Source organism: Klebsiella huaxiensis (assembly GCF_003261575.2).
Taxonomy (GTDB): domain Bacteria; phylum Pseudomonadota; class Gammaproteobacteria; order Enterobacterales; family Enterobacteriaceae; genus Klebsiella; species Klebsiella huaxiensis.
Window position 1 is genome coordinate 308,233 of the sequence record NZ_CP036175.1, and the last position, 24,372, is coordinate 332,604.

Here is a 24,372-nt window from a genome sequence, read left to right on the forward strand (position 1 = left end):
TTGATGATGAGTGTGCTTCGTGGAGTGGTGCTGTCGGTACTGATGTTGGCGGCGGCGCAGGTGAGCGCCGCCTGCCGGTGGCCGGCCTGGGATCAGTTTAAAAAAGAGTATGTCAGCGCCGAAGGGCGGGTTATTGATCCCAGCGACTCGCGAAAAATTACCACTTCGGAAGGGCAAAGCTACGCGTTGTTCTTTGCTCTGGCGGCCAATGACCGTGACGGTTTTCGCAAGCTGTTTGAGTGGACGCAGAATAATCTTGCCGAGGGCGATCTGCGCGCGCACCTGCCGGGCTGGCTATGGGGTAAAAAGAGCGATGACGAGTGGACGGTACTGGACAGCAACTCGGCATCGGACTCCGATTTATGGATAGCCTGGTCGTTGCTGGAGGCTGGACGCCTGTGGGAAACGCTGCAGTACACTGAAGTCGGTAAAGCGCTGCTGGCGCGGATTGCCGATGAAGAGGTTGCGACGGTGCCGGGGCTCGGGCCGCTGGTGCTGCCGGGTAAAGTTGGCTTTGCTGATGATGGCGGCTGGCGTTTTAACCCCAGCTACCTGCCGCCACAGCTGGCGACCTACTTTGCCGCGTTTGGCGCTCCCTGGCCGAAGATACGCGACAGCAATCTGCGCCTGCTGCTGGAGACGGCGCCAAAAGGTTTCTCGCCTGACTGGGTGCGTTACGAAAAAGGTAAAGGCTGGCAGCTGAAAGCGGATAAACCGATTATCGGCAGCTATGACGCCATTCGCGTCTATCTGTGGGTCGGTATGCTCGACGATGGCGATAAGCAAAAAGCCCGCTTGCTGGCGCGCTTTAAACCGATGGAAGCCCAGACGGTGAGTCAGGGCGTGCCGCCGGAAAAAACCAATATCGCTACCGGTAAAACCAGCGGTAATGGCCCGGTTGGCTTCTCCGCTTCGTTGCTGCCGTTCTTGCAGAATGAAGACGCCCGGGCCATTCAGCGCCAGCGCGTCGCCGATGATTACCCCGGCGCAGATGCTTACTACAGCGCGGTCCTGACCCTTTTTGGCCAGGGATGGGATCAACACCGTTTTCGCTTCACCGCCGGTGGTGAATTACGGCCTGACTGGAACCAGGAATGCACAAGTTCTCACTAAGCTTATTCACGCTCTCCTTAAGCGTCGCGCTGATGCCGCTGGCGCACGCCGCGAACACGCCGGCTCAGCAACATCTGCTGGAACAGGTTCGCCTCGGCGAGGCCAGCAATCGTGAGGATCTGGTGCGTCAGTCGCTGTACCGCCTGGAGTTGATTGATCCGAATAACCCGGACGTTGTCGCCGCGCGGATGCGCTATCTCCTGCGCCAGGGCGATACCGCCGGGGCGCAGAAACAGCTTGAGCGTCTGGCGAAACTGGCTCCGGAATCGACGGAACTTAAAGCCTCACGTAACGAGATGGATATCAGCACCGGCGATGGGCGCCAGGAGCTACAGCAGGCCCGCCTGCTGGGCGTTGCCGGGAAAGTTGATGAAGCGATTGCTGCTTACGAGAAGTTGTTCAACGGCGTACCGAGCGATGAAAACGCGGCGATTGAGTACTGGACGCTGGTGGCGCGTCTACCATCACGTCATAACGAGGGCGTCAATCAGCTGAAAAAACTCAATGCCAGCCTGCCGGGCAACGTCCAGCTGCAAACGGCGCTGGCGAAACAGATGTTTGGCGACAATAAGCCGGAAGAGGGATTCGCTTATCTTGAGCAGATGTCGCGCTCGGCGGCGGGCCGCGGTATTGCTGCCGACATGTGGTTTACGGAAGTGAAAAGCATGCCGGTCAGTAAGGCCAGCGTGCAGGCATTACAGCGGTTTCTGATGCAGTTCCCTACCGGTTCCGCCTCGGCGAATGCTCGGGTGCTGCTCGACCAACAGCAGACGCAGCTTAAAGATCCGACGTTCCGCGATCGTGCTGAAGGTCTGGCGGCGGTGAAAGCTGGAAAAGGTTCGGTGGCCGTCGCCGATTTGCAGCAAGCCGTGCGGGCGGATGCCAAAGACAGCGATGCGGTTGGCGCGTTAGGGCAGGCGTACTCCCAGCGCGGCGATCGGGCGCGGGCGGTTGCTCAGTTGAGTAAAGCCATCAAAATGGACCCGGATAGCCCGAGCCGCGACAAATGGGACAGCCTGCTCAAGACCAACCGCTACTGGCTGCTGATCAAGCAGGGCGACAATGCGCTGAAAAACGGCCAGTTGGCGCAGGCGCAAAATTATTACGCTCAGGCGCAGCGAGTAGACAATACCGACAGCTATGCGGTACTGGGGTTGGGAGACGTGGCGGCGGCGCGTAAAGAAAACGCGTCGGCGGAGCGTTACTACCAGCGCGCGCTGCGTATGGATCGCGGCAATAGCCTGGCGGTGCGCGGGCTGGCGAACCTGTATCGCGCCGAATCGCCGGAAAAAGCCAGCGCCTACATTGCCAGCCTGTCGCCGGGCCAGAGGCGCAGCATTGACGATATTGAGCGCAGCCTGACTAACGATCGGCTGGAGAAACAGGCCGAATTGCTGGAGAGCCAGGGCAACTGGGCGCAGGCAGCGGAAGTACAGCGCCGAAGGTTGGCGCTGGATCCGGATAGCGTATGGATTACCTACCGCCTGTCGCGGGATCTGGTCAGCGCGGGCAGCCGCAGCGAAGCCGATGCCCTGATGCGTGCGATGGTCAACCGCAAGCCCGGTGATGCCGACCGGATTTATGCTTATGGCCTCTACCTATCCGGTAACGATCAGGATGAGATGGCGCTGGCGCAGATTAACGCCCTATCGCGCGGGCAGTGGACGGACAATATTCGCGAGCTGGACGCGCGTTTGCAAAGCGACAAGGTTGTGCGTCAGGCGAACCAGTTGCGCGATGGCGGCCAGGAAGCGCAGGCCATTGCGCTGATCAAACAGCAGCCGACATCGGTGCGCTACGAGCTAACCCTTGCGGACTGGGCGCAGCAGCGCGGCGACAGCCGGACGGCGATAGCGGAATATCAGCAGGTCCTCGGGCAAGAGCCGAGTAACGGCGATGCGCGTCTGGGCCTTGCGGAAGTCTATCTTGCCGATGGCGATAAAAATGCCGCTCGGGCCCAGGTGGCGCAGCTCAAGGGCGAGGATGTCGACTCCATCAATATGCAGCGACGCATTGCTCTGACACAGGCGGGTCTCGGCGATAGCGTTCAGGCGCAGCAAACTTTCGCCCGTATTGTTCCGCAGGCGAAAGCCCAGCCGCCGTCGATGGAAAGCGCGCTGGTGCTACGCGATGCCGCGCGCTTCCTGGCGCAAAACGGTGAGCCGCAGCAGGCGCTGGAGGGTTACAAAGATGCGATGGTGGCCTCCGGCGTGACCCGAGTGCGCCCGCAGGATAACGACACCTTCACGCGCCTGACGCGTAACGATAGCCGTGATGACTGGCTGAAGCGCGGGGTGCGTAGCGATGCAGCCGATCTGTATCGTCAGCAGGATCTGAACGTCACCCTTGAACATGATTATTGGGGATCCAGCGGCACCGGCGGCTATTCCGATCTGAAAGCGCACACCACGATGCTGCACGTGGACGCGCCGCTGGCCGACGGACGGATGTTCTTGCGTACCGACCTCGTCAATATGGATGCCGGTAGTTTTTCTACGGATAGCGACGGCAGCTACTCGCCGAGCTGGGGGACCTGTGGTGAAATCGCCTGTACTGGCGGTAGCAAACACCAAAGCGACAGCGGCGCCAGCGTCGCGGTGGGCTGGAAGAACGATACCTGGAGCGGTGATATCGGCACCACGCCGATGGGCTTTAACGTCGTCGATGTGGTGGGTGGCCTGAGCTACAGCAGCGATGTTGGTCCGCTGGGCTATACCGTAAACGTCCACCGTCGGCCCATTTCCAGCTCGTTGCTGGCCTTTGGTGGGCAGAAGGATAACGGTAATGATGGTCATACCGGTAAGACCTGGGGCGGTGTACGTGCCGACGGCGGCGGTCTCAGCCTGAGCTACGATAAAGGCGAAGCCAACGGGGTCTGGTCATCGCTGGGCGTTGACCAACTGACGGGGAAAAACGTCGCCGACAACTGGCGTGTGCGCTGGATGACTGGCTACTACTACAAAGTTATTAATGAAGATAACCGCCGGGTCACCGTCGGCCTGAACAATATGCTCTGGCACTACGATAAGGACCTCAGCGGCTATACCCTCGGTCAGGGCGGTTATTACAGCCCACAGGAATATGTCTCCTTCGCCGTGCCGGTGACCTGGCGTCAACGGACCGAGAACTGGTCCTGGGAGCTGGGCGGTTCCGTTTCCTGGTCCCATTCGCGGACCAAAACAGAAGCTCGCTATCCGCTGCTGAATTTGATTCCCTCACAGTATCGCAACGCAGCCAGCCAACTGACGGAAGAAGGCAGCAGTAGTTCGGGCGTCGGTTATACCGCCCGGGCGCTGGTTGAGCGGCGGGTGACCGGCAACTGGTTTGTTGGGGCGGCGGTGGATATTCAGCAGGCGAAGGATTACACACCAAGCCATGCGTTGCTTTATGTTCGCTACTCGGCTTCCGGTTGGCAGGGCGATATGGATATCCCGCCGCAGCCGCTGGTCCCTTACGCCGACTGGTAGCAGATTAGCCTGAATTACGTGACTGGGCGTCACTCCACGACGCTCTTCGCGTATACTCGTCACACTTCGCCCGCCTTTGGCAATATCGCTCGTTTTTCCCGGAGGCGCTGTGCTGACCGGGCTACGGGTCCGTGCGGTTTTGGGTTTAGGCGCATCGCGCCGCCTCCGGGAAGGCATCCCAGGACATCGCTGAACACCTTGCGGGCGCGAGCGAATGATTTGAGTATATAATCAGCCTGAAAACGACCGGCGTGGAGGGATCGACGTCGGGCAATCGTTCAGTATTAGTGGAGAACCCCGTTGCGCGTCAGCCGTTCACTTACAATTAAACAGATGGCGATGGTCGCGAGCGTGTCCATGGCGTTTGTATTGGTCTTCTGTTCTATTTTGCTGTTCCACTTTGTGCAGCAGAGTCGCTTTACCACGGCCACGCAATTAGAAAGTATCGCGCGTTCCGTTCGCGAACCGCTGTCAGCGGCTATCCTGAAAGCCGATATTCCTGACGCGGAAGCCATTCTGAGCCGTATTCAGCCTGCTGGCATCGTCAGCCGGGCGGATGTGGTATTACCGAATCAATTCCAGGCGCTGCGGATGCGGTTTATTCCCGAGCGCCCGGTACCGGTGATGATCACCCGTATGTTTGAGCTGCCGGTGCAGATTTCATTACCAATCTATTCCCTTGAACGGCCTGCTAACCCGCAGCCGTTGGCCTATCTGGTGCTCCAGGCCGACTCATATCGTATGTATAAGTTCGTGATGAGTACCCTGTCGACGTTAGTAACTGCTTACTTACTTCTGGTGCTGATTCTGACAGTGGCAATCACCTGGTGCATCAACCGCCTGATAGTACGGCCTCTGCGCAAAGTTGCCCGCGAGCTGAACGATGTTCCGCAGCAGGAGCGTCTGGGTCACCAGCTTACGCTGCCGCGCCTGCATCATGACGATGAGATAGGCATGCTGGTGCGCAGCTACAACCGTAACCAGCAGACCCTGCTGCGGCTGCACGATGAACTCTCTTTACAGTCGACCCGCTTTCCGGTCTCCGACCTGCCCAATAAAGCCTTTTTGATGGCGATGCTGGAGCAGACCGTTACTCGTCCGCATGCTTCGGCGCTGCTGATTATCGCTTGTGAAACCCTGCAGGATACCGCTGGTGTGCTGAAAGAGACGCAGCGTGAAATGCTGCTGCTGACCTTGGTTGAAAAGCTGCGGGCGATCATTCCTGCGCAGATGGTGCTGGCTCAGGTCAGCGGTTATGACTTCGCAATTCTGGCCAACGGCATTACCGAACCCTGGCAGGCTGTGACGTTAAGTAAGCAAGTACTTACTGTCGTAAATGAGCGTTTGCCGCTGCATGGTATTCAGCTGCGGCCCTGCGCCAGCATCGGTATTGCGATGTTTAATGGCGAGCTCAACGCCGAACAGCTCTATCGCCGGGCGTTTTCCGCCGCGGTGACCGCGCGGCGTAAAGGGAAAAACCAGATTGAGTTCTTCGATCCAGATCAAATGGAAAAAGCGCAGCGTCGATTAATGGAGGAGCACGATATTCTGACGGCGCTGGATAACCAACAGTTTGCTACCTGGTTGCAACCGCAGGTGGATACCGCCAGCGGCGAGGTGTGCGGTGCAGAAGTGCTGCTGCGTCAGCGTCAGGCGGACGGCAGTTGGTCGCTGCCGGGGGATCTGATTGAGCGTATAGAAGCCTGTGGGCTGATGGTTCCGGTCGGTTACTGGGTAATGGAAGAGGCCTGTCGGCAGCTTGCCGCCTGGCAAAATCAGGGGATCATGCTGCCGCTGTCGGTCAACGTGTCGTTGCTACAGTTACTGCACCACGATCGCGGCGCGGAGATGCTGGCGCTGCTCTCGCGCTACCGTATCGCGCCGGGAACGCTGGTGCTGGAGGTGACCGAGAGTCGCCGGATAGACGATCCGCAGGCGATAATCTCCCTGTTACGCCCACTGCGTGAAGCCGGTGTGCGGATTGCATTGGATGATTTTGGTATGGGCTACGCGGGCCTGCGGCAGCTGCAGCATATCAAAGCGCTGCCGGTGGACATTCTGAAAATCGATAAAGTCTTTATCGATATGTTACCGGACGATATCAGCATGGTTCCGGCGATTATCCAGCTGGCGCGCGGTCTGAATCTGCGCATTGTCGCGGAAGGGGTCGAAAACCAGGCGCAGTATGCGTGGTTGCAAGAGGCGGGCGTCGAGGCGGTTCAAGGGTATCTATTTGGCTGCGCCATGCCGCCAGACGCTTTTATGGCACGGTTTTTAAAGAGCGATGCTGAGGATGCAAATTTGTAACGATATTGTTAGCTTGTACGAGTCAGCTCTAAAAAATTAACAATTCCGTTGCAATTTAACTCCTCGTTATTTCTGAAATGTTTCTTGGGTGTTATTTTTAAGCCACAGACGCGATATCCACTCTTTGTCTGTGGTTTTTCCCAAAGGACACCTATGAAAATCTCTTTCTTTAAAAGCCTTTATGTCCAGGTTTTATCGGCCATCGCGATCGGTATTCTGCTGGGCCACTTCTACCCGGAACTGGGCGCGCAGATGAAACCCCTCGGCGATGCCTTCGTTAAACTGATTAAAATGATTATTGCACCGGTTATCTTCTGTACAGTCGTGACAGGGATTGCCGGGATGGAAAGTATGAAGGCGGTTGGCCGCACCGGGGCGGTTGCGCTGCTCTATTTTGAAATTGTTAGCACCATCGCGTTGATTATCGGCCTGATTATTGTCAACGTGGTGCAACCTGGCGCGGGAATGAACGTGGACCCGGCGACCCTCGACGCGAAGGCCGTGGCGGTTTACGCCGAACAGGCGAAAGATCAGGGTATCGTGGCGTTTTTGCTCGATATTATCCCCGGCAGCGTGATCGGCGCTTTTGCTAGCGGCAACATTCTGCAGGTGCTGATGTTTGCGGTGCTGTTTGGTTTCGCACTGCACCGACTGGGCAGCAAAGGCCAGCTGATTTTCAACGTTATCGAAAGCTTCTCGCAGGTCATCTTCGGCATCATCAACATGATTATGCGCCTGGCGCCAATCGGTGCTTTCGGGGCAATGGCCTTTACCATCGGTAAATATGGCGTTGGGACGCTGGTGCAGCTTGGTCAGCTGATCGTCTGCTTCTACATCACCTGTATCCTGTTTGTGGTGGTGGTACTGGGGTCGATCGCTAAAGCCACCGGCTTTAGCATCTTTAAATTTATCCGCTATATTCGTGAAGAACTGCTGATTGTGCTGGGAACCTCTTCATCTGAGTCAGCGCTGCCGCGCATGCTCGATAAGATGGAAAAACTCGGCTGCCGTAAGTCGGTGGTGGGGTTGGTTATTCCAACGGGTTACTCATTTAACCTCGATGGCACCTCAATCTATCTGACGATGGCGGCAGTGTTTATCGCTCAGGCAACCAACAGCCACATGGATATTTTCCATCAGATAACCCTGCTGGTGGTGCTGCTGCTCTCATCGAAAGGCGCTGCGGGCGTAACGGGCAGCGGATTTATCGTCCTCGCGGCGACCATTTCCGCCGTCGGCCATTTGCCAGTAGCCGGTCTGGCGTTAATCCTCGGTATCGACCGCTTTATGTCCGAGGCGCGTGCGCTGACTAACCTGGTGGGTAACGGCGTGGCAACTATCGTGGTCGCGAAATGGGTAAAAGAGCTGGACTCCAAACAGCTGGATGATGTCCTGAATAACCGTACTCCAGCGAGCAAATCGCACGAATTATCCTCATAAATCCACCTGTTAGGCCCGTTGTCCCTTGCTGGACTCCGGGCTCCTGCGCATAATTAGGGGTCGCTGCCGCTTGCACGGTGGTGACCCTTATGATTTTTTAACGTCTACATGCGACATTTTCATCTCCGCGTGGTCTAAACGACGTACTTAACTCACCACATTTTTTCGGCGGCCCGCCTGTGGGCTGCTGTTGTAACCAGGATTGTTCATCAGGGGTTCACATGCAGGGCACAAAAATTCGACTCTTAACCGGTGGTTTGCTGATGATAGCGGCGGTCGGTTATGTGCAGGCAGAAGCGCTCCAGCCGGACCCGGCCTGGCAACAGGGGACACTTGCGAATGGGTTTCAGTGGCAGGTTTTAGCCACCCCGCAGCGTCCCAGCGATCGTATCGAAGTTCGCCTGTCCGTGAATATTGGCTCGCTGAGCGAAAGCACTCAGCAGAGCGGCTTTAGCCACTTTATCCCGCGTCTTGCACTGACGCAAAGCGGTAGCCTCCCGACCATGCAGGCGCGTTCTTTGTGGCAGCAGAGTATTGACCCTAAGCGTCCTCTGCCGCCCGCCATCGTTTCTTATGACTACAGTTTGTTTAATCTGAGCTTACCGAATAACCGCAATGATCTGCTGAAAGAAGCGCTGAGCTGGCTGGCGAACGCCAGCGGTAAAATGTCGATCACCCCAGAAACGGTCAACCACGCGCTACAAGGTGAAGACATGGTGGTGACCTGGCCTGCTGATACCAAAGAAGGCTGGTGGCGCTATCGGCTGAAAGGCTCAACGATGTTGGGGCACGATCCAGCGGCACCGTTGAAACAACCGGTTGATATCGCTCAGCTCAAAGATTTCTATCAAAAATGGTATACCCCGGACGCCATGACCCTGATTGTGGTCGGAAACGTGGACAGCCGCAGCGTCGCGGAACAGATCAACAAAACCTTTGGCGGCCTGAAGGGCAAGCGCGAAACGCCAGCAGCGGTTCCGACGTTATCCCCGCTGCCGACAACGCCGGTCAGCATTATGACCGATGCGGTGCGCCAGGATAAGCTGTCGCTGATGTGGGATACGCCGTGGCAGCCTATTCGTGAATCGGCAGCGCTCCAGCGTTATTGGCGCGATGATCTTGCGCGTGAAGCGCTGTTCTGGCATGTGCAGCAGAATCTGAGCAAGAGTAATATCAAGGATATCGGCCTGGGCTTTGATTGTCGTGTGCTCTACCAACGTGCGCAGTGTGCGATCAATATCGAATCGCCGGGTGAGCGCCTGAACGCCAACTTGACGACCGTGGCACGTGAGCTGGCGAAAGTGCGCGATAACGGCCTGCCGCAGGATGAGTTTGATGCTCTGATTGCGCAGAAGAACCTTGAGCTGCAGAAGCTGTTTGCCACCTATGCGCGTACTGATACGTATATCCTGATTAGCCAGCGGATGCGTTCGTTGCAAAACCAGGTGGTGGATATTGCTCCCGAGCAGTATCAGAAGCTGCGCCAGGAGTTTCTTAACTCGCTGACGGTCGATATGCTCAATCAATATCTGCGTCAGCAACTGTCGCAGGATATGGCGTTGGTATTGCAGCAGCCGCAGGGCGAGCCGGAGTACAACATGAAAGATCTGCAGGCGACCTGGGAAAAACTGATGATGCCTGCGCCAACGGCGGCGACCAGCAGCGCCAGCGATGTTGTGGAAGGGCGTAACGAAGTCACTGATATTCCGCCAGGACAGTAAAGAAAAACCGGATAGCAATGCTATCCGGTAAGCTAATGGCAAATCTGTTTTGGGTATTGCGCCGGGGGTTTTTCCCCGGAGGCGATGCTGCGCATCTATCCGGGCTACCCGTCAGCAGTGAACCTGTAGCCCGGTCAGCGCAGCGCCACCGGGAGGCAGCGACGCTACGGTTACTGCGGCATTGCCTCGCGAGGGATAACCGCGCCGCGATACTGAATCACCGTGCTGGCGGTCAGGTGTCCGCGTTTCGCCGCAGACTCTGCATCGCCGCCGGTCAGGCGCACGGCCAGATAGCCCGCACTGAATGAATCGCCAGCAGCGGTCGTATCAACCACTTTCTCTTTCGACAGCTTCACGGCCGGGATTTCCAGCTGCGGCTGTCCGACAACCGACACCAGGCAGGAATCTGCGCCGCGCTTGACCACCACCTCTTCAACGCCTGCGGCGTGAGTGCGGGCAATCACTTCTTCAACCGGCTTTTCTCCCCACAGCGCATCTTCGTCGTCGAGGGTCAGGAACGCGATATCAGTACAGGTCAGCATCTGCTGGTAAACCTGCTGCGTCTCTTCTTTGCTGCTCCACAAGCGCGGGCGATAGTTATTATCAAAAATCACCTTGCCGCCGTTTGCGCGGCATTCGCGCAGCAGTGTTAGCAGCTTCTCGCGGCTGGTCGGGCTAAGGATAGCCAGGCTGATACCGCTAAGGTAAAGGTAATCAAACGTCGCCAACTCTTCGCAGATAGCCGCAGACTGTTCGCTCTCCAGCCAAAATTTCGCTGCTGCTTCGTTACGCCAGTAGTAAAAGGTGCGCTCGCCGGTGTCGTCGGTTTCGATGTAATACAGGCCCGGCAAACGGTCAGCCATACGCTGTATCAGGTCCGTCTGGACATTTTCACCTTGCCAGGACTCCAGCATCTGTTGGCTAAAAGTATCCGTCCCCAGCGCGGTGACGTAATGTACACCCAGCACGCTGGCGTCAGTCTGACGGGCAATATAGACGGAGGTATTTAAGGTATCGCCGCCAAAGCCACGGTTTACTGCCGCGTCTTTCTCTGACAGCTCAATCATGCATTCGCCGATGACGGCAATTTTCTTAGACATAGTGAGGACCTGAAATTAAATCAATATTAACCCTAGTGTGCGCTGGGCCGCTTTTATGGTCAATGATATTAAAACAACGTTCCATTATTTTTTTGACATAACTCGGATTATGTGACGAAAACCTCATTCGGCGGAGCACCTGGCGTTTCTCAACTATATTCAGGACTGACATGTTGCAAAAGGAGTGCAAAGGGGATGAGCAGAACCCGTAAAACCGTTGCGATTATCTCGGGAACGATAGTCTTACTGATCGTTGTGTTTTTCATCGTGCTGGCGACCTTTGACTGGAATCGCCTGAAGCCGACGATTAACCAGAAGGTTTCCGCTGAACTGAACCGACCGTTTGCCATTCGCGGCGATCTGGGCGTGGTCTGGGAGCGCCAGCCTGGCGAAAGCGGTTGGCGTAGCTGGGTTCCCTGGCCGCACGTTCACGCCGAAGATATCGTCCTCGGCAACCCGCCAGACATCCCGCAGGTGACGATGGTACATCTGCCGCGAGTTGAAGCGACCCTCGCGCCGTTGGCGTTGCTCAGCAAGACGGTCTATTTACCGTGGATCAAGCTGGAGCAGCCGGATGCGCGGTTGATTCGATTGTCGGAGAAAGCGAATAACTGGACATTTGATCTCGCCTCGAACGATGTGGCGAATAAAAACGCGCCGCCTTCCAGCTGGTCTTTCCGCCTCGACAATATTCTTTTCGACCGCGGCAAGATTGCTATTGACGATAAAGTGACCCGCGCCGACGTCACGATTATGGTCAACCCGCTGGGTAAACCGCTGGCGTTTAGTGAGGTGACGGGTGAAAAGGGCAAGGGCGAGTCGCAAAAAGTTGGCGATTACGTCTTCGGCCTGCAGGCGAAAGGCAACTATAACGGGCAGCCGCTCTCCGGGACGGGAAAAATCGGCGGCATGCTGGCGCTGCGCAGTGAAGGGACGCCGTTCCCGCTACAGGGTGATTTTCGTTCCGGCAATTCCCGGGTAGCGTTCACTGGTACGGTTAACGATCCGCTTAACCTCGGCGGGGTCGATCTGCGGCTGAAATTTTCCGGAGACTCGTTGGGCGACCTCTACGACCTGACCGGTGTGCTGCTGCCGGATACGCCGACTTTCTCGACTGATGGGCATCTGCGGGCCACTTTCAAGGATAAGAGTGGTTCACGTTTTGCCTATCAGGATTTTAATGGTCGCATCGGCGAGAGCGATATTCACGGTTCGCTGACTTACACCACCGGTAAACCCCGGCCTAAGCTCGAAGGTGATCTGGAGTCCCGACAGCTAAGATTGGTGGATTTAGGCCCGCTGATCGGCGTCGATTCCGGGGGGAAAGGAAGTAAAACGGAACAACGTAAAGGCGAAGCTTCGCCGCAGCCCGCCGGGAAAGTGTTGCCATATGACCGTTTTGAAACCGATAAATGGCAGGTAATGGATGCGGATGTGCGCTTTAAAGGGCGCAAGATTGTGCACGGCGGCACGCTGCCGATTAGCGATCTCTCCACCCACGTGATCCTTGAACGAGGCGACCTGCGCCTGCAACCGCTACGTCTTGGCCTGGCCAACGGGACTATCGCTGGCAGTATTCATCTGCAAGGGGATAAAAAGCCGCTGCAGGGAACGGCGAACCTGCAGGCGCGCCGGCTGAAGCTGAAAGCGCTGATGCCAAACGTGGAGATGATGCAGAAAACTCTCGGCGAAATGAACGGCGATGTGCAGCTTCGCGGTACGGGAAATTCCGTTGCCGCGCTGTTGGGTAACAGTAACGGTAACCTGAAGCTGCTGATGAACGACGGGCTGATTAGCCGCAATTTGATGGAAATCCTCGGTCTGAACGTCGGGAACTATCTTATCGGGCAGATTTTTGGCGATGATGAGGTGCGGGTGAACTGTGCGGCGGCCAATATCGACGTGGTCAATGGCGTAGCCCGACCGCAGGTATTCGCTTTTGATACCGAAAATGCGCTGATCAACGTCACCGGCACCGCCAGCTTTGCCTCTGAGCAACTGGACCTGACTATCGATCCGGAAAGTAAGGGCTTTCGCATTATCACCCTACGTTCGCCGCTGTACGTGCGCGGCAGCTTTAAGTCGCCAAACGCGGGCGTGAAGGCGGGACCGTTGATTGCGCGCGGCGCGGTGGCGGCTGCGTTGGCAACGCTGGTGACGCCGGCTGCAGCGCTGCTGGCGCTAATATCACCTGCCGAGGGCGAGGCGAACCAGTGCCGGGCGATACTGTCGCAGATGAAAAAATAGCCGGAAGAGAGAAGTTGCCCCTGGCCGCAATGGCCGGGGGCAGAGTCAAAGCGTTACAGCGACTGGTGACGCGTTTCGTGGGTAAGCAGCAGCGCAATCATTGTCAGCGCCGCCATTGCGGCCAGGTAGAGCCCAACCGCAGGCAAACCGTAGTTGCCCTGCAGCCATGCGGCGATATAGGGCGCCACGGAGGCCCCGAGGATCGACGAGACGTTATATGAGAACGATGCGCCGGTATAGCGAACTTCAGTCGGGAACAATTCCGGCAGCAGCGCGCCCATAGGGCCGAAGGTCAGCCCCATCAGGCTCAGGCCAATCAGCAGGAAGGCAAAGACCAGCATCGGGTTGCCGGAACCGAGCAGCGGTTTAAAGGCAAACAGCGCGAAGAGGATGATCAGGGTTGTGATAACCACCATGCTCTTACGACGACCGAATGCGTCCGCCAGCAGGCCCGCAACCGGCACCATCACGCCGAAACCAATAACCGCCATCATCAGCATCCACAGGACTTCGTTACGCGGCAGGCCGAGACCAATCGGCGCGGCGGCGGTACTGAAGGTCATGGAGTAGACGGTCATGATGTAAAACAGCGTGTAGGTCGCCAGCATGATGAATGTGCCGAGAACGGTCACGCGAACATGCTTAGTCAGCAGGGTACCTAACGGGATCTTCACCTGCTTCTTCGCGGCGGCAACCTTAGCGAACACCGGCGATTCGTGCAGCGAAACGCGAACGTACAGGCCGATGATCACCAGCACGGCGGAGAAGATAAACGGCATACGCCAGCCCCATTCCATAAACTGCTGGTCGGTCAGCAGCCAGGAGAGCAGCAGGAAGGTACCGTTAGCGAAGAAGAAGCCGATAGGCGCACCGAGTTGTGGGAAAGAGCCGTACAGCGCGCGTTTGCGCGGAGGAGCATTTTCCGTGGCCAACAGCGCCGCACCGCCCCACTCACCGCCAAGGCCGAGGCCCTGACCGAAGCGCGCCAGCGCCAGCAGTACCGGGGCCATAATGCCAATGGTTTCATAGCCCGGCAGCAGGCCGATAACCACGGTAGAGATCCCCATCGTTAGCAGCGAGGCCACCAGCGTCGCTTTACGGCCTACGCGGTCGCCAAAGTGACCAAATACCGCGGAACCAATAGGACGGGCAATAAAGGCGATCGCGAAGGTCGCCAGTGACTGTAGCGTCGCGGCAGCGGGGTCGCCCTGCGGGAAGAAAATGTGCGGAAATACAATAACCGCCGCGGTGGCATAAATATAGAAGTCGAAGAACTCAATGGCGGTACCGATGAGCGAGGCGACGACGACTTTATTGCGTGAGTTAACCGGTACGGTTTCTTGCGCGTTGTCGAGTGTTGTGGCTGTGGCTTGCATAGATCTTTCTTATTTTTTGCGAACGAAAGGCCATATAGCCACAGCCTTGGGGACATTTCAATCTGTAACAAGGTGAGCGGTAGTCTAAAAAATACTCAAAAAGTGAATAATTTCTGCGCCAGAAAAATAACTTCCATGAAATGCTTCACATAATTCAAATAATGGTTGATAAAACCAGGTTTAGGTTAAATAAAAGTTACATGTTGGATTTATATGCTGAAATGCCAGGCTGGGCTGAATTTTGCGTCTTTTATTCAGCCCATTGATGGTTTAGTCGTGGGCTTTACCCGGCATTCGGCGGTCGTCTTTATACTCGGCGGTGGCAATCCATGCGGCGCAGAAAAGCGTCAGGCGGGCGAAGAAATAGAAAAATGCCATTATCCCCAGTACCGAACCAAATGCTGCTCCGGATGGCGACTTCACCAGTGCCGGCAGTGTCCAGGTCATAATTATCTTGATTATCTCAAAGCCGATGGCCGCAATCAGAGTGCCGCGAATCAGCGCTTTACGACGTGGACGGTGGCGTGGAAGTCGCCAGAAAATCCAGAAAAACAGCAGATAGTTGGCGAAAATCGAAATCGCCAGGCCAATCAGCCGCCACGCCGGTTTTAGCCACTCAATATAATCAAGATAAAGCGCCGAGATAATCATCTGCTGGGCCGAGCCTGCGACAGAGGTGATTGATAAGGTAATCACCAGTGCAACCAGCAGGCCTATTAGCGAGATAAGGTCGCGGAAGTACTTTACCCAAATCTTCTCCTGATCCTGCGGCGTGCGCTCCCAAACGTCGCGCGACTGGGCGCGAATCGCTTCGCGCAGGTTGCCCATCCAGTTAATCCCGGAGTAGAGCGCCACCAGCAGGCCGACGATACCGACGGTGGTACGTTGCTGCACGGCGGTGCTGATGGTATTTTTCAGCGTTGCCGCCAGCATCGGGTCGCTAACGTTGAGCAGGATTTTATCGAAAATATCCTGTAGCAGCGTGGGGTGCGAGGCCAGAACAAAACCGGCGGCCGCGAAAGAGACCATTAGAATGGGGATCATCGATAAAAACGAGAAGTAGGTGATTGCCGCGCCAAATTGATTGCCAAGCCGGTCGTTGAAGCGTTCAGCCGCGCGGATCAGATGCGCAATAATGGGGTTGCGCTGAACTTTTTCTGCTGTCCCGGTGACGCTTTTCAGCGCCTGGTTGGCTTTTTTGGCTACGGTGGAGTCGTTGATCGTAGCAAGGGTGCTTTTGTTTTTTTCCGGCTGCTGGCTCGGATCCTGGGCCGTGCGGTGAGCGTCGTTTTCCGGCGTCATAACTTATTTCTTCCTTTATTTACTACGGTATTCACCAAAATTATATACGTAAAATCGCTTATGGGGTGCCTGGCCCCTCAATCAACATAGCTTTTCATCAGCCCGCCCAGCCACTCCATAAATAGATGCACCCGGCGTGAAAGATTACGCCGGTGCGGGTAGAGCAATGAAACCGGCAGCGGTTCGGCGCGATAGTGGGGCAGAATTTCAATCAGCTCACCGGTGCGCAGCATCTCGCGAACGCCGGTACGTGGTACCTGAATAATCCCCAGACCCGCCAGACAAGACGCCTGATAGGTCTCGGTGCTATTCACCGTGAGCACGCCGCCGGTTTTTACCCAGCGGACAGTGCCGTCGCTGACCACTTCAAATCCCAGTGGGCGTACGCCGAGATTGCTGGCGTAGTGGATCAACGCATGATCGGCCAGATCGTCGAGCGATTGCGGGTAGCCGAATCGCGCCAGATACTGCGGGCTGGCGCAGTTGATTTGCGTTAATTTCCCCAGCGGACGTGCGATGAGACCGGAGTCTTTCAGCGTGCCGACGCGCACCACACAGTCAAATCCTTCACGAACCACATCGACCAGCCGATCGCTGCTGCTCAGTTCCAGTTCGATACCGGGGTACTGTTGCAAAAATCCCGGTAGTTGCGGAATGACCAGCCTTTTAGCCAGACTTACCGGCATATCTACCCGCAGACGCCCGCTGATGCTGGAAGGATCAAGCTGAAACATGCCGTCCAGTTCCTCAAGATTGCTGAGCAAGTCCCTGGCGCGCTCGTAGTAGACCATGCCGTCCTGAGTGAGCTGCACCCGGCGGGTTGTGCGGTGCAGAAGGCGGGCGCCAAGATGGCTTTCCAGCGCCTGAATCTGGCGCGATACGCTCCCTTTCGGCAGGCCGAGGGTATCAGCAGCGCGGGAAAAACTCTCCAGTTCCGCTACCCTGATGAATAGCTGCATTGCGTGAATTTTATCCATCCTGGGGACCTATTGTTGTTTTAATTGAAACAGTAAAACGCAATTTCCCATATTTATTGTTTTTATAGCAGCTAATAAGCTCTTCAACCATGCAAACGCAATCGAGAAGGGGTTTTCTGATGACACAACGTATCGCTTTAGTGACCGGCGGCAGCCGTGGACTGGGAAAAAACGCCGCGCTGAAGCTGGCGGCGAAGGGAACCGATATTATTCTGACGTACCACAGCAACCAACAGGCGGCGCTGGAAGTTGTCGCAGAAATTGAGCGAACAGGCGTGAAAGCAGCGGCATTACCTTTAAACGTCGGTGATGTTAGCAGTTTTGAAAGCTTTGCTCAGAAGGTGGCGGAATTACTTCAGCAGCGCTGGCAGCGCGACACCTTCGACTATTTATTAAACAATGCCGGTATTGGTCTCAATGTGCCCTTTGCTGAGACCAGTGAAGCTCAGTTTGATGAGCTGATGAATATCCAGTTTAAGGGGCCGTTCTTCCTCACCCAACGCCTGCTGCCGTTATTGCAGGATGGAGGACGTATCCTCAATGTTTCCAGCGGGCTGGCGCGTTTTGCTCTACCGGGCTATGCGGCCTATGCCTCAATGAAGGGGGCGATGGAAGTGCTGACACGCTATCAGGCAAAAGAACTCGGAGCGCGGGGAATATCGGTCAATATCATCGCTCCAGGCGCGATTGAAACCGATTTTGGCGGCGGCGTGGTGCGGGATAACGTGCAGGTCAACCAGCATATCGCCGCACAAACGGCGCTGGGAAGAGTCGGTCTGCCGGATGATATCGGCGATGCCATTGCCGCGTTGCTGAGTGACGATCTTCACTGGATGAACGCCCAGCGGGTGGAAGTCTCCGGCGGTATGTTTTTATAATCAGTCTGTCCCCCAGTATGCTGGGGGACGGCATTTAATGCGCTTTCTTATTCCGTAACATTCTTTCCGCGTTTTGCCATCGCCCGCGTTGCCGGGTTGGTTTAGAATCCATAAATTAATATTATTAACATATCTATTTGCTCACTTAATTAAGGATTTCCTTAATTCAAATGTAATAAATATTGTGAATGCGTAATGGTGACGATAAGGCATGTAACCATTCATTGTTTTGATATTTCATTAATCCCCTTCATCGGTAAAATGCCCCAGGCCAAACAGCGAGTTCTTATTTTATCTTGCTGATATTACCCTTCCCCCTCATTTTATCGGGCGTTTTTCGATGGAGATTAATCCATGCAGGTAATCATGTTTGACAGACAGTCGATATTTATTCATGGAATGAAAATTGGCCTTCAGCAACACATTCCTGAAATTGATATTTTTGGTACCTGTCAGGCAGAGCAACTTTGGCAGAAGCTGACGGCGCATCCGGAAGCTCTGCTGATTCTGGATGGCGATATGAACAGTGAATTTTGCTGCTGGTTGTTACAGGAAAAACAGCTACGCTTTCCGCAAACTCAGGTGCTGCTGATTGTTTCTGATGATAACAAAAGCTGGCTGCAGCGTGTGCTCTCCTACAATGTGCGCGCTATTGTTCAGCGCGAAGAGAGTCTGCAAACTTTTGCCCAGGCGATTAACAGCATCCTGCTTGGGCTGCTTTGTTTGCCAGGCGATTGGTTAATAACCGCAGAAACACGGGATAATAAATTGGTTCATTTGAGCCATCGTCAGCGTGAGATTCTCCAGTTGCTGGCTGCGGGAGATTCGAATAAAGAGATTAGCCGGGCTTTAAATATTAGCGCCGGTACAGTAAAGGCTCATCTTGAGTCGTTGTATCGCCGACTGGATGTGAAAAATCGTACTCAGGCGGCGATGGTGTTTAATGGCGTCAGCGAAACTTAATCTACTGCAACGGAAAATCTTACACACTCTTCTTGTCGTTGCTGATGGCCGCTGCGGATATTTCTCCACACGGCCAGCGCTTGTGCAAATCGCTGCTGGTTGAGGTGAGTCAAAATAGTATTGAGTGCGGGAGACGACGGGCCACAGCTAAAGGCTAAAGAGACCAGCGCATCGTATTGTGATTGATTGAGCGGAATGTTGAGGTTCCGCTGGAGTTCCTGTTGGCATTGCAGGAGATCCACGATAAGTAAAGTATCAGCGATCTCCCGCGTAAAGTGACTGAAGGTTTCATAGTCATTGAGAACATGGCCGTAGCCAATCACGCGCAGGCCGTTCTCATCCCAATAGGGGTCGAGCGCTAATCCTTGAGCTTGTTTAATAAAGTTCAGACCCTGTGGGCTTAGCAACGGTTTCGGTGGGGGCATTTTGGCTTCCTCTGTTTCTGGCCTGCAGTGTAGAGGAAAAGTTGACCACTCCCTATTCGCCAGATGGCCCAGGCTGGTTGTAATCGTGACGCAGCAGGCCAAATAGCCAGTCATTATGCCAACGACCGTTGAGCCAATAACATTCGCGCAGCTCGCCTTCCTGACGAAATCCAACCTTCTGTAGCAAGCTTTTTGACGCCTGATTGCCCGCGGTGACGGTTGCGGTGAGCCGCCTGATGCCGCCTGCGGAGAAGGCGTAATCGCACAGCGCGCGCAGGGATTCAGAGCCGTAACCTTTGCCCTGCGCCTGGGGAGCAAACAGAAAACCTACTTCGGCGCTATCGTTTGTGTGGTGATGGTATCCGGTAAGGCCAAGGGGCGCGTGAGTCTGTCGATCGCGTACCACCAGGCACAGCCAGTGGGCAGCGCCGGGCGACCATACAGGCAGGCGTGAATTAAAAATCTCGCGAATTTCAGCCACTGAACGAGCATCGGAGACGTAAAGCATCACCTGGGCGTCTTGTTGCAGAGAGAGAAAAAGCGGCCAGTCATCGAGCTGCAGCGGTGAGCAGCGCAGGCGTGGTGTAAGGAGTTCAGGCATGATAAGGCTTCCGGCGAAAGTCGATGTCAAGAACATAGCAGGACATCGACTCCGGGAATAGTGACCGGCTACGAAGGTTCGCCGTACAGACCGATTAACCGCCGCACCACGCCGTTGGTCCAGCCGAAGCCATCCTGAAGCGGATATTCCCCGCCGCCGCCCTCATGCGGCGTGGCGCTGGCAATATGGTACTTTTCAATCAGCTTATGGTGCCGTTTGTAGTAATGGTTCACCGTTTGCAGCCAGCTTTGGGCAATCTCGTCACCCAGCGGGTCCTGACCGTACATTTTAAAACCCTGCACTGCCATCCACTGAAGTGGCGCCCAGCCGTTGGGTTTATCCCACTGCTCGCCGCTTTCATACTCGGTCGCCATGATGCCGCCGGGAGTCAGCAGGCGTGCGCGTACCGCATCGGCGAGCTGGTCGGCTTGTTCATGGGTCGCCATGCCGACGTATAGCGCAACGATGCTGGCGGCGGAGAAGAGCGCCAACTGCTCGCGACGCCAGTCGTAATCGCGAAAGCAGCCGCTCTCGTCGTCCCACAGGTAGCGAGTGACTGCCGCCCGGCGGTCGCTGGCCTTCTGACGAAAAGTGGCTTCCGTCTCGCGATCGCCCTTCAGGCCAGAAAGATTAGCGATGGTGTTTTCCAGCTTGAACAGCAAGGCGTTCAAATCAATGGGAATAAACTGAGTGGTGCGGATGCTCGCTAGCCGGGTAACATCGCGCAGCCAGCGACTGGAGTAATCCCAGCCGGATTCTGCCCCGGCGCGTAGGTCGCGGTAAACCTCGTTCGGCGGTCGCCCGGAGCGTTTCGCCGTTTCCACATCTTCGCGCCAGGATTCGTCGCGCGGCGTATCACGATCGTCCCAATAACGGTTCAACAGCGAGCCGTCCGGCATGCGCACCACGTGGCGATAGGCCTGGTTAGGTATCAGCGATTCCGCGCCGTCCATCCAGAAACGGTACTCCATTTGCAGATGGTCAAGATAACGTTTTGCACCGCGCACGCCATCCTCCTCGAACAGTTCGACCATCAGCGCGAAGACCGGTGGCTGCGAGCGGCTCAAATAGTAGGTGCGGTTGCCGTTAGGGATATGGCCATAAATTTCAATCATCCACGCGAAGTTGTCGGCCATGCATTTCAGCAGATCTTCTCGGCCGCTTTCCGCCAGCCCCAACATGGTGAAGTAGGAGTCCCAGTAATAGGTTTCGCTAAAACGCCCGCCGGGCACGATATAGGACTGTGGCAGCGCCAGCAGCGATGACCAGGGAATGTGATCCTGCGGTTCACGGGTGAGGATTGGCCACAGATTATCGATATGCTCTTTAAGGGATCGCTTGGGATCGGAAACATAATCCTCGGCGCGGCCGTCCGGCAGCCAGAAGTGTTCTTCAACGAACTGGCGTAAATCAAAGTCGGGCGCGCGTCTCACGCGACGATAGTGGATCAAAATATCCAGCGGATCCTGCTTCGGAGCGCAGTCGGGGAAGGTTTTGCTATCGACGAAAATACGTGACTTCTGCACGTGGGCGAATAGTTCCAGATAGCGGTCCGCAGGGGTCAGGGCATCCGAGGCGGGCAGCCCTTCGATGATCTCCGGTTCAGGTTCGGCGTCGAACATTTCATCCAGTTTTAACTCATACGGATCGGCTTCGTAGCACAGATCGTTTTCGATCCTCAACTCGTCGTCATCAACGTTGCGTAATTTCTGGCTGAACATAGTTATACGGGCCTCCGGATTGCGTCTGTAGAGGATGCCGGGCGCGCCCGACCTGTCTATTAAGCGTAGACATTCGCAGCGGGATTCGGGAGGTAAAGTGTGTGCTAGATCACGATTTTCGCTGAACAGTGGCAACCAGCTATAACTTTAATTGTCTGATTTTATGCATTAAAAATATTTAATCGCTCCGATTTCACGAGGGAAATTCGGAGCAATCGTTTTGCAACAAAATCTAAATTCTTTTTGCCTGGAATAGCGAAAGATTATTCCCACGCGGCTTCCAGCATCTCCAGCAGCTGCTCGCTGGTCAGCATCACCGGGTTAGCCTTCATCGATGATGAGCTGCTGGCGGCGAGCGCCGCAGGCTCCAGGGCGTCGCGCGGTACGCCGAGATCGTGCAGATTGCCCAGACCCGCGTGCTGGCTCCACTCTCGCAGGCTCTCCCAGGCGTTGCTCGGCTCAACATCCAGCCCGGCGGCCAGCCATTGCCGCACGTCAGCAAATCGTTGTTTGATTTTCTCATCGCTAATCTGCGCTTCATTCAGCGCCAGGCCGAAGGAGAGCAGGCTGCCACAGAGCGCGCCGTGAGCGGCGTTGCTTAGGCCGCCCAGCGGACCAGCCAGGCCGTGTATCACGCCGAGTCCGGCATTCGCCAGCGCCAGCCCACCGCACAGGCTAACCCACGCCATCTCATCGCGGCTGTCCGGGCACTCTTTTTCCATCAGCGTTCTGAGCGCTTTTATTCCGCGCGGGATCGCCTCCCGGCATAGCGCATCGGTAAAGGGATTGGCGCGGGTGCAGAGCCACGGCTCGATCACCTGGGTGATGGCGTCGAGTCCGGAAGCTAACGTCACTGCTCGCGGGGTGTTGTCGGTGAGCGATGGGTCAATAATCGCCAGGTCCGGCAGCATACGATCGTCGCGCAGGCTCACTTTACGCTGCTGTTCGGGGACGTTAATCACCGCATTTTTCGTCACCTCCGCTCCTGTGCCAGCGGTGGTAGGGATAGCGACGAACGGTAGCGGGTTAGCCTCTAACACGCGCCCGGTACCAACCACCTCCAGATACTCGAGAGCCGCTCCCTGAGCTGGAACCAGCGCCGCAATCGCTTTGCCTGCGTCAATCACCGCGCCGCCACCGAGACTGACCACCGCCCCGATGCCCTTTTCCCGCGCCAGGCGAACGCCCTGTTCAATATCCTGTAAGCAAGGTTCATGGGCGATAGATAGAGTGGTGACGTCAAGCTGATGCGCTCGCAGTTCCGCCAGCAAAAACTCAGCGCGTTGCAGGCTGGCGCCGTGAACCAGCAGTATCTGCGCGGAATGCCCGGCGAGCCAGGGGGCTGCGCTACGAGCAAGGCCGCGTCCAAAGCGGATATTGCCCGGTGTTAAAACGTTAAAAGAGGTCAACATGTCGGGTACCTGTTCTGGAGAAAAATCCTGCAATCCACTATACACATTATCAATTTGCGCGTAAGACCTCGTCCAATCGGGCGGGGATATAAGTGCGGTAACTGCGTAATATTTGTTGACCTTCGTCAACATCGCTTATATTTTTCAGCGTAATTTGTTAGCCCTATGAAACGCGCCTATAAATATCGATTCTATCCAACACCCGATCAGGTTGAGCTTTTGGCTCAAACGTTCGGGTGTGTGCGTTTTATCTATAACAGCATCCTCCGCTGGCGCACTGATGCGTACTATGAGCGCCAGGAGAGAATCGGTTATGCGCAAGCCAGCGCCCGCTTAACAGCACTGAAAAAAGAGCCAGAATTTGCCTGGCTCAACGACGTTTCCAGCGTGCCGCTACAGCAAGCCTTACGCCACCAACAAGCCGGATTCTCAAACTTTTTCGCCGGACGTGCCAAATATCCTACATTCAAAAGCAAACGCCATAAACAGGCCGCTACGCTCACCGATGCCGCGTTTAAATACCGTGATGGCAAGTTGTACATGGCAAAGAGCAAAGCGCCTTTAGACGTGCGCTGGAGTCGCCCTTTGCCGTCTATCCCTTCCACGGTCACGATCAGCAAAGATGCCACCGGGCGATACTTTGTTTCGTGCCTCTGCGAGTTTGAGCCTGTATCACTGCCGATCACTGTTTCTACGGTCGGCATTGATGTTGGTTTAAAAGATTTGTTTGTCACCGATACCGGATTCAAGTCCGGTAATCCCCGCCATACCGCTAAATACGCGGCCCGCCTGGCGCTGCTCCAGCGCCGTTTAAGTAAAAAGGCCAAAGGTTCGAAAAATCGCGCCAAAGCCCGCTTAAAGGTGGTCCGACTCCACGCGAAAATTGCCGATTGCCGAATGGATGTCTTGCACAAGGCCACCCGCAAACTGATTAACGATAACCAGGTTGTTTGCGTCGAATCCCTCAAGGTGAAGAACATGATCCGCAACCCGTCGCTATCTAAAGCGATAGCAGATGCAAGCTGGAGCGAATTTGTGCGCCAGCTCCAGTACAAAGGTGAATGGGCGGGGCGGTCAGTGGTCGCCATTGACCCGTTTTTTCCGTCCTCAAAACGCTGTAGCTGTTGCGGATATACCATGCAAAAAATGCCTCTTGATGTTCGTAAATGGTCTTGCCCGGAATGCGGCGCAGACCATGATCGTGACGTTAATGCGGCCCGTAATATCAAAGCTGCCGGGCTGGCAGTGTTAGCCCACGGAGAGCCTGTAAATCCTGAATCGCATAAAGCGACTTAGGTTCGGCTCCGTGAAGTGGGAATCCT

General features: G+C 55.7%; 17 protein-coding genes. 9 read left to right on the forward strand and 8 right to left on the reverse strand.

The genetic code is table 11. The annotated features are described in order from the left end of the window. Window positions 1-3 precede the first annotated feature (3 nt). The 5 genes from bcsZ (at window position 4) to DA718_RS01435 (ending at window position 10,048) form a co-directional block, all read left to right on the forward strand. Window positions 4-1,113 carry a cellulose synthase complex periplasmic endoglucanase BcsZ gene (gene bcsZ / locus DA718_RS01415; protein WP_167492716.1) on the forward strand — a complete coding sequence of 370 codons (1,110 nt, stop codon included), beginning with the start codon at window positions 4-6 and terminating at the stop codon, window positions 1,111-1,113. Next, the gene (gene bcsC, locus DA718_RS01420) at window positions 1,095-4,580 is read left to right on the forward strand and encodes a cellulose synthase complex outer membrane protein BcsC (RefSeq protein ID WP_112216669.1); all 3,486 of its coding nucleotides are present in this window, start codon (window positions 1,095-1,097) and stop codon (window positions 4,578-4,580) included. Before bcsZ ends, bcsC begins: the two co-directional genes overlap by 19 nt. Window positions 4,581-4,880: 300 nt before the next feature. Further along, window positions 4,881-6,887 carry a biofilm formation regulator HmsP gene (hmsP, locus tag DA718_RS01425; RefSeq protein WP_112216670.1) on the forward strand — a complete coding sequence of 669 codons (2,007 nt, stop codon included), beginning with the start codon at window positions 4,881-4,883 and terminating at the stop codon, window positions 6,885-6,887. 153 nt (window positions 6,888-7,040) lie between these two features. Then, a complete protein-coding gene (gene dctA / locus DA718_RS01430) occupies window positions 7,041-8,327 on the forward strand; it encodes a C4-dicarboxylate transporter DctC (protein WP_112216671.1) in 1,287 nt (428 codons plus the stop codon). 221 nt (window positions 8,328-8,548) lie between these two features. Then, window positions 8,549-10,048, forward strand: coding sequence for a M16 family metallopeptidase (locus DA718_RS01435; RefSeq protein ID WP_112216672.1), 1,500 nt, complete (start codon window positions 8,549-8,551; stop codon window positions 10,046-10,048). Between the two features lie 170 nt (window positions 10,049-10,218). On the opposite strand, the gene kdgK is transcribed toward DA718_RS01435, so the two are convergent. Beyond that, window positions 10,219-11,148 (reverse strand): 2-dehydro-3-deoxygluconokinase, encoded by a 930-nt coding sequence (kdgK, locus tag DA718_RS01440; RefSeq protein WP_112216673.1) that lies wholly within the window; start codon window positions 11,146-11,148, stop codon window positions 10,219-10,221. Between the two features lie 195 nt (window positions 11,149-11,343). On the opposite strand from kdgK, the gene DA718_RS01450 reads away from it, so the two are divergent. After that, window positions 11,344-13,395 carry an AsmA family protein gene (locus tag DA718_RS01450; RefSeq protein ID WP_112216674.1) on the forward strand — a complete coding sequence of 684 codons (2,052 nt, stop codon included), beginning with the start codon at window positions 11,344-11,346 and terminating at the stop codon, window positions 13,393-13,395. Between the two features lie 53 nt (window positions 13,396-13,448). Here the strand turns inward: DA718_RS01450 and DA718_RS01455 are convergent, their stop codons facing one another. The 3 genes from DA718_RS01455 to DA718_RS01465 all read right to left on the reverse strand — a co-directional run bounded on the left by DA718_RS01455 (window position 13,449) and on the right by DA718_RS01465 (window position 17,050). After that, window positions 13,449-14,771 carry an MFS transporter gene (locus tag DA718_RS01455; RefSeq protein ID WP_112216675.1) on the reverse strand — a complete coding sequence of 441 codons (1,323 nt, stop codon included), beginning with the start codon at window positions 14,769-14,771 and terminating at the stop codon, window positions 13,449-13,451. A gap of 270 nt (window positions 14,772-15,041) precedes the next feature. Further along, window positions 15,042-16,073, reverse strand: coding sequence for an inner membrane protein YhjD (yhjD, locus tag DA718_RS01460; protein ID WP_112216676.1), 1,032 nt, complete (start codon window positions 16,071-16,073; stop codon window positions 15,042-15,044). Window positions 16,074-16,150: 77 nt separating this feature from the next. Then, a complete protein-coding gene (locus DA718_RS01465; RefSeq protein WP_112216677.1) occupies window positions 16,151-17,050 on the reverse strand; it encodes a LysR family transcriptional regulator in 900 nt (299 codons plus the stop codon). Window positions 17,051-17,169: 119 nt separating this feature from the next. On the opposite strand from DA718_RS01465, the gene DA718_RS01470 reads away from it, so the two are divergent. Further along, window positions 17,170-17,928, forward strand: coding sequence for an SDR family NAD(P)-dependent oxidoreductase (locus DA718_RS01470; protein WP_112216678.1), 759 nt, complete (start codon window positions 17,170-17,172; stop codon window positions 17,926-17,928). Window positions 17,929-18,282: 354 nt separating this feature from the next. Next, a complete protein-coding gene (locus DA718_RS01475; protein WP_112216679.1) occupies window positions 18,283-18,891 on the forward strand; it encodes a response regulator transcription factor in 609 nt (202 codons plus the stop codon). Here the strand turns inward: DA718_RS01475 and DA718_RS01480 are convergent. From DA718_RS01480 to DA718_RS01495, 4 genes are all read right to left on the reverse strand, one after another. Beyond that, complete coding sequence (locus DA718_RS01480) at window positions 18,888-19,316, reverse strand: lysozyme (RefSeq protein WP_112216680.1); 429 nt, start codon at window positions 19,314-19,316, stop codon at window positions 18,888-18,890. The two genes, DA718_RS01475 and DA718_RS01480, sit on opposite strands and share 4 nt — an antisense overlap. Window positions 19,317-19,368: 52 nt before the next feature. After that, complete coding sequence (locus tag DA718_RS01485; RefSeq protein WP_112216681.1) at window positions 19,369-19,917, reverse strand: GNAT family N-acetyltransferase; 549 nt, start codon at window positions 19,915-19,917, stop codon at window positions 19,369-19,371. A 68-nt stretch (window positions 19,918-19,985) separates the two neighbouring features. After that, complete coding sequence (locus DA718_RS01490) at window positions 19,986-21,638, reverse strand: alpha,alpha-trehalase (RefSeq protein WP_112216682.1); 1,653 nt, start codon at window positions 21,636-21,638, stop codon at window positions 19,986-19,988. Window positions 21,639-21,901: 263 nt separating this feature from the next. After that, window positions 21,902-23,050, reverse strand: a complete 1,149-nt coding sequence (locus DA718_RS01495) for an iron-containing alcohol dehydrogenase (RefSeq protein WP_112216683.1) — start codon at window positions 23,048-23,050, stop codon at window positions 21,902-21,904. A 165-nt stretch (window positions 23,051-23,215) separates the two neighbouring features. Between DA718_RS01495 and DA718_RS01500 the strand changes: the two genes are divergently transcribed. Further along, window positions 23,216-24,346 (forward strand): RNA-guided endonuclease InsQ/TnpB family protein, encoded by a 1,131-nt coding sequence (locus tag DA718_RS01500; RefSeq protein ID WP_112216684.1) that lies wholly within the window; start codon window positions 23,216-23,218, stop codon window positions 24,344-24,346. Window positions 24,347-24,372 lie beyond the last annotated feature (26 nt).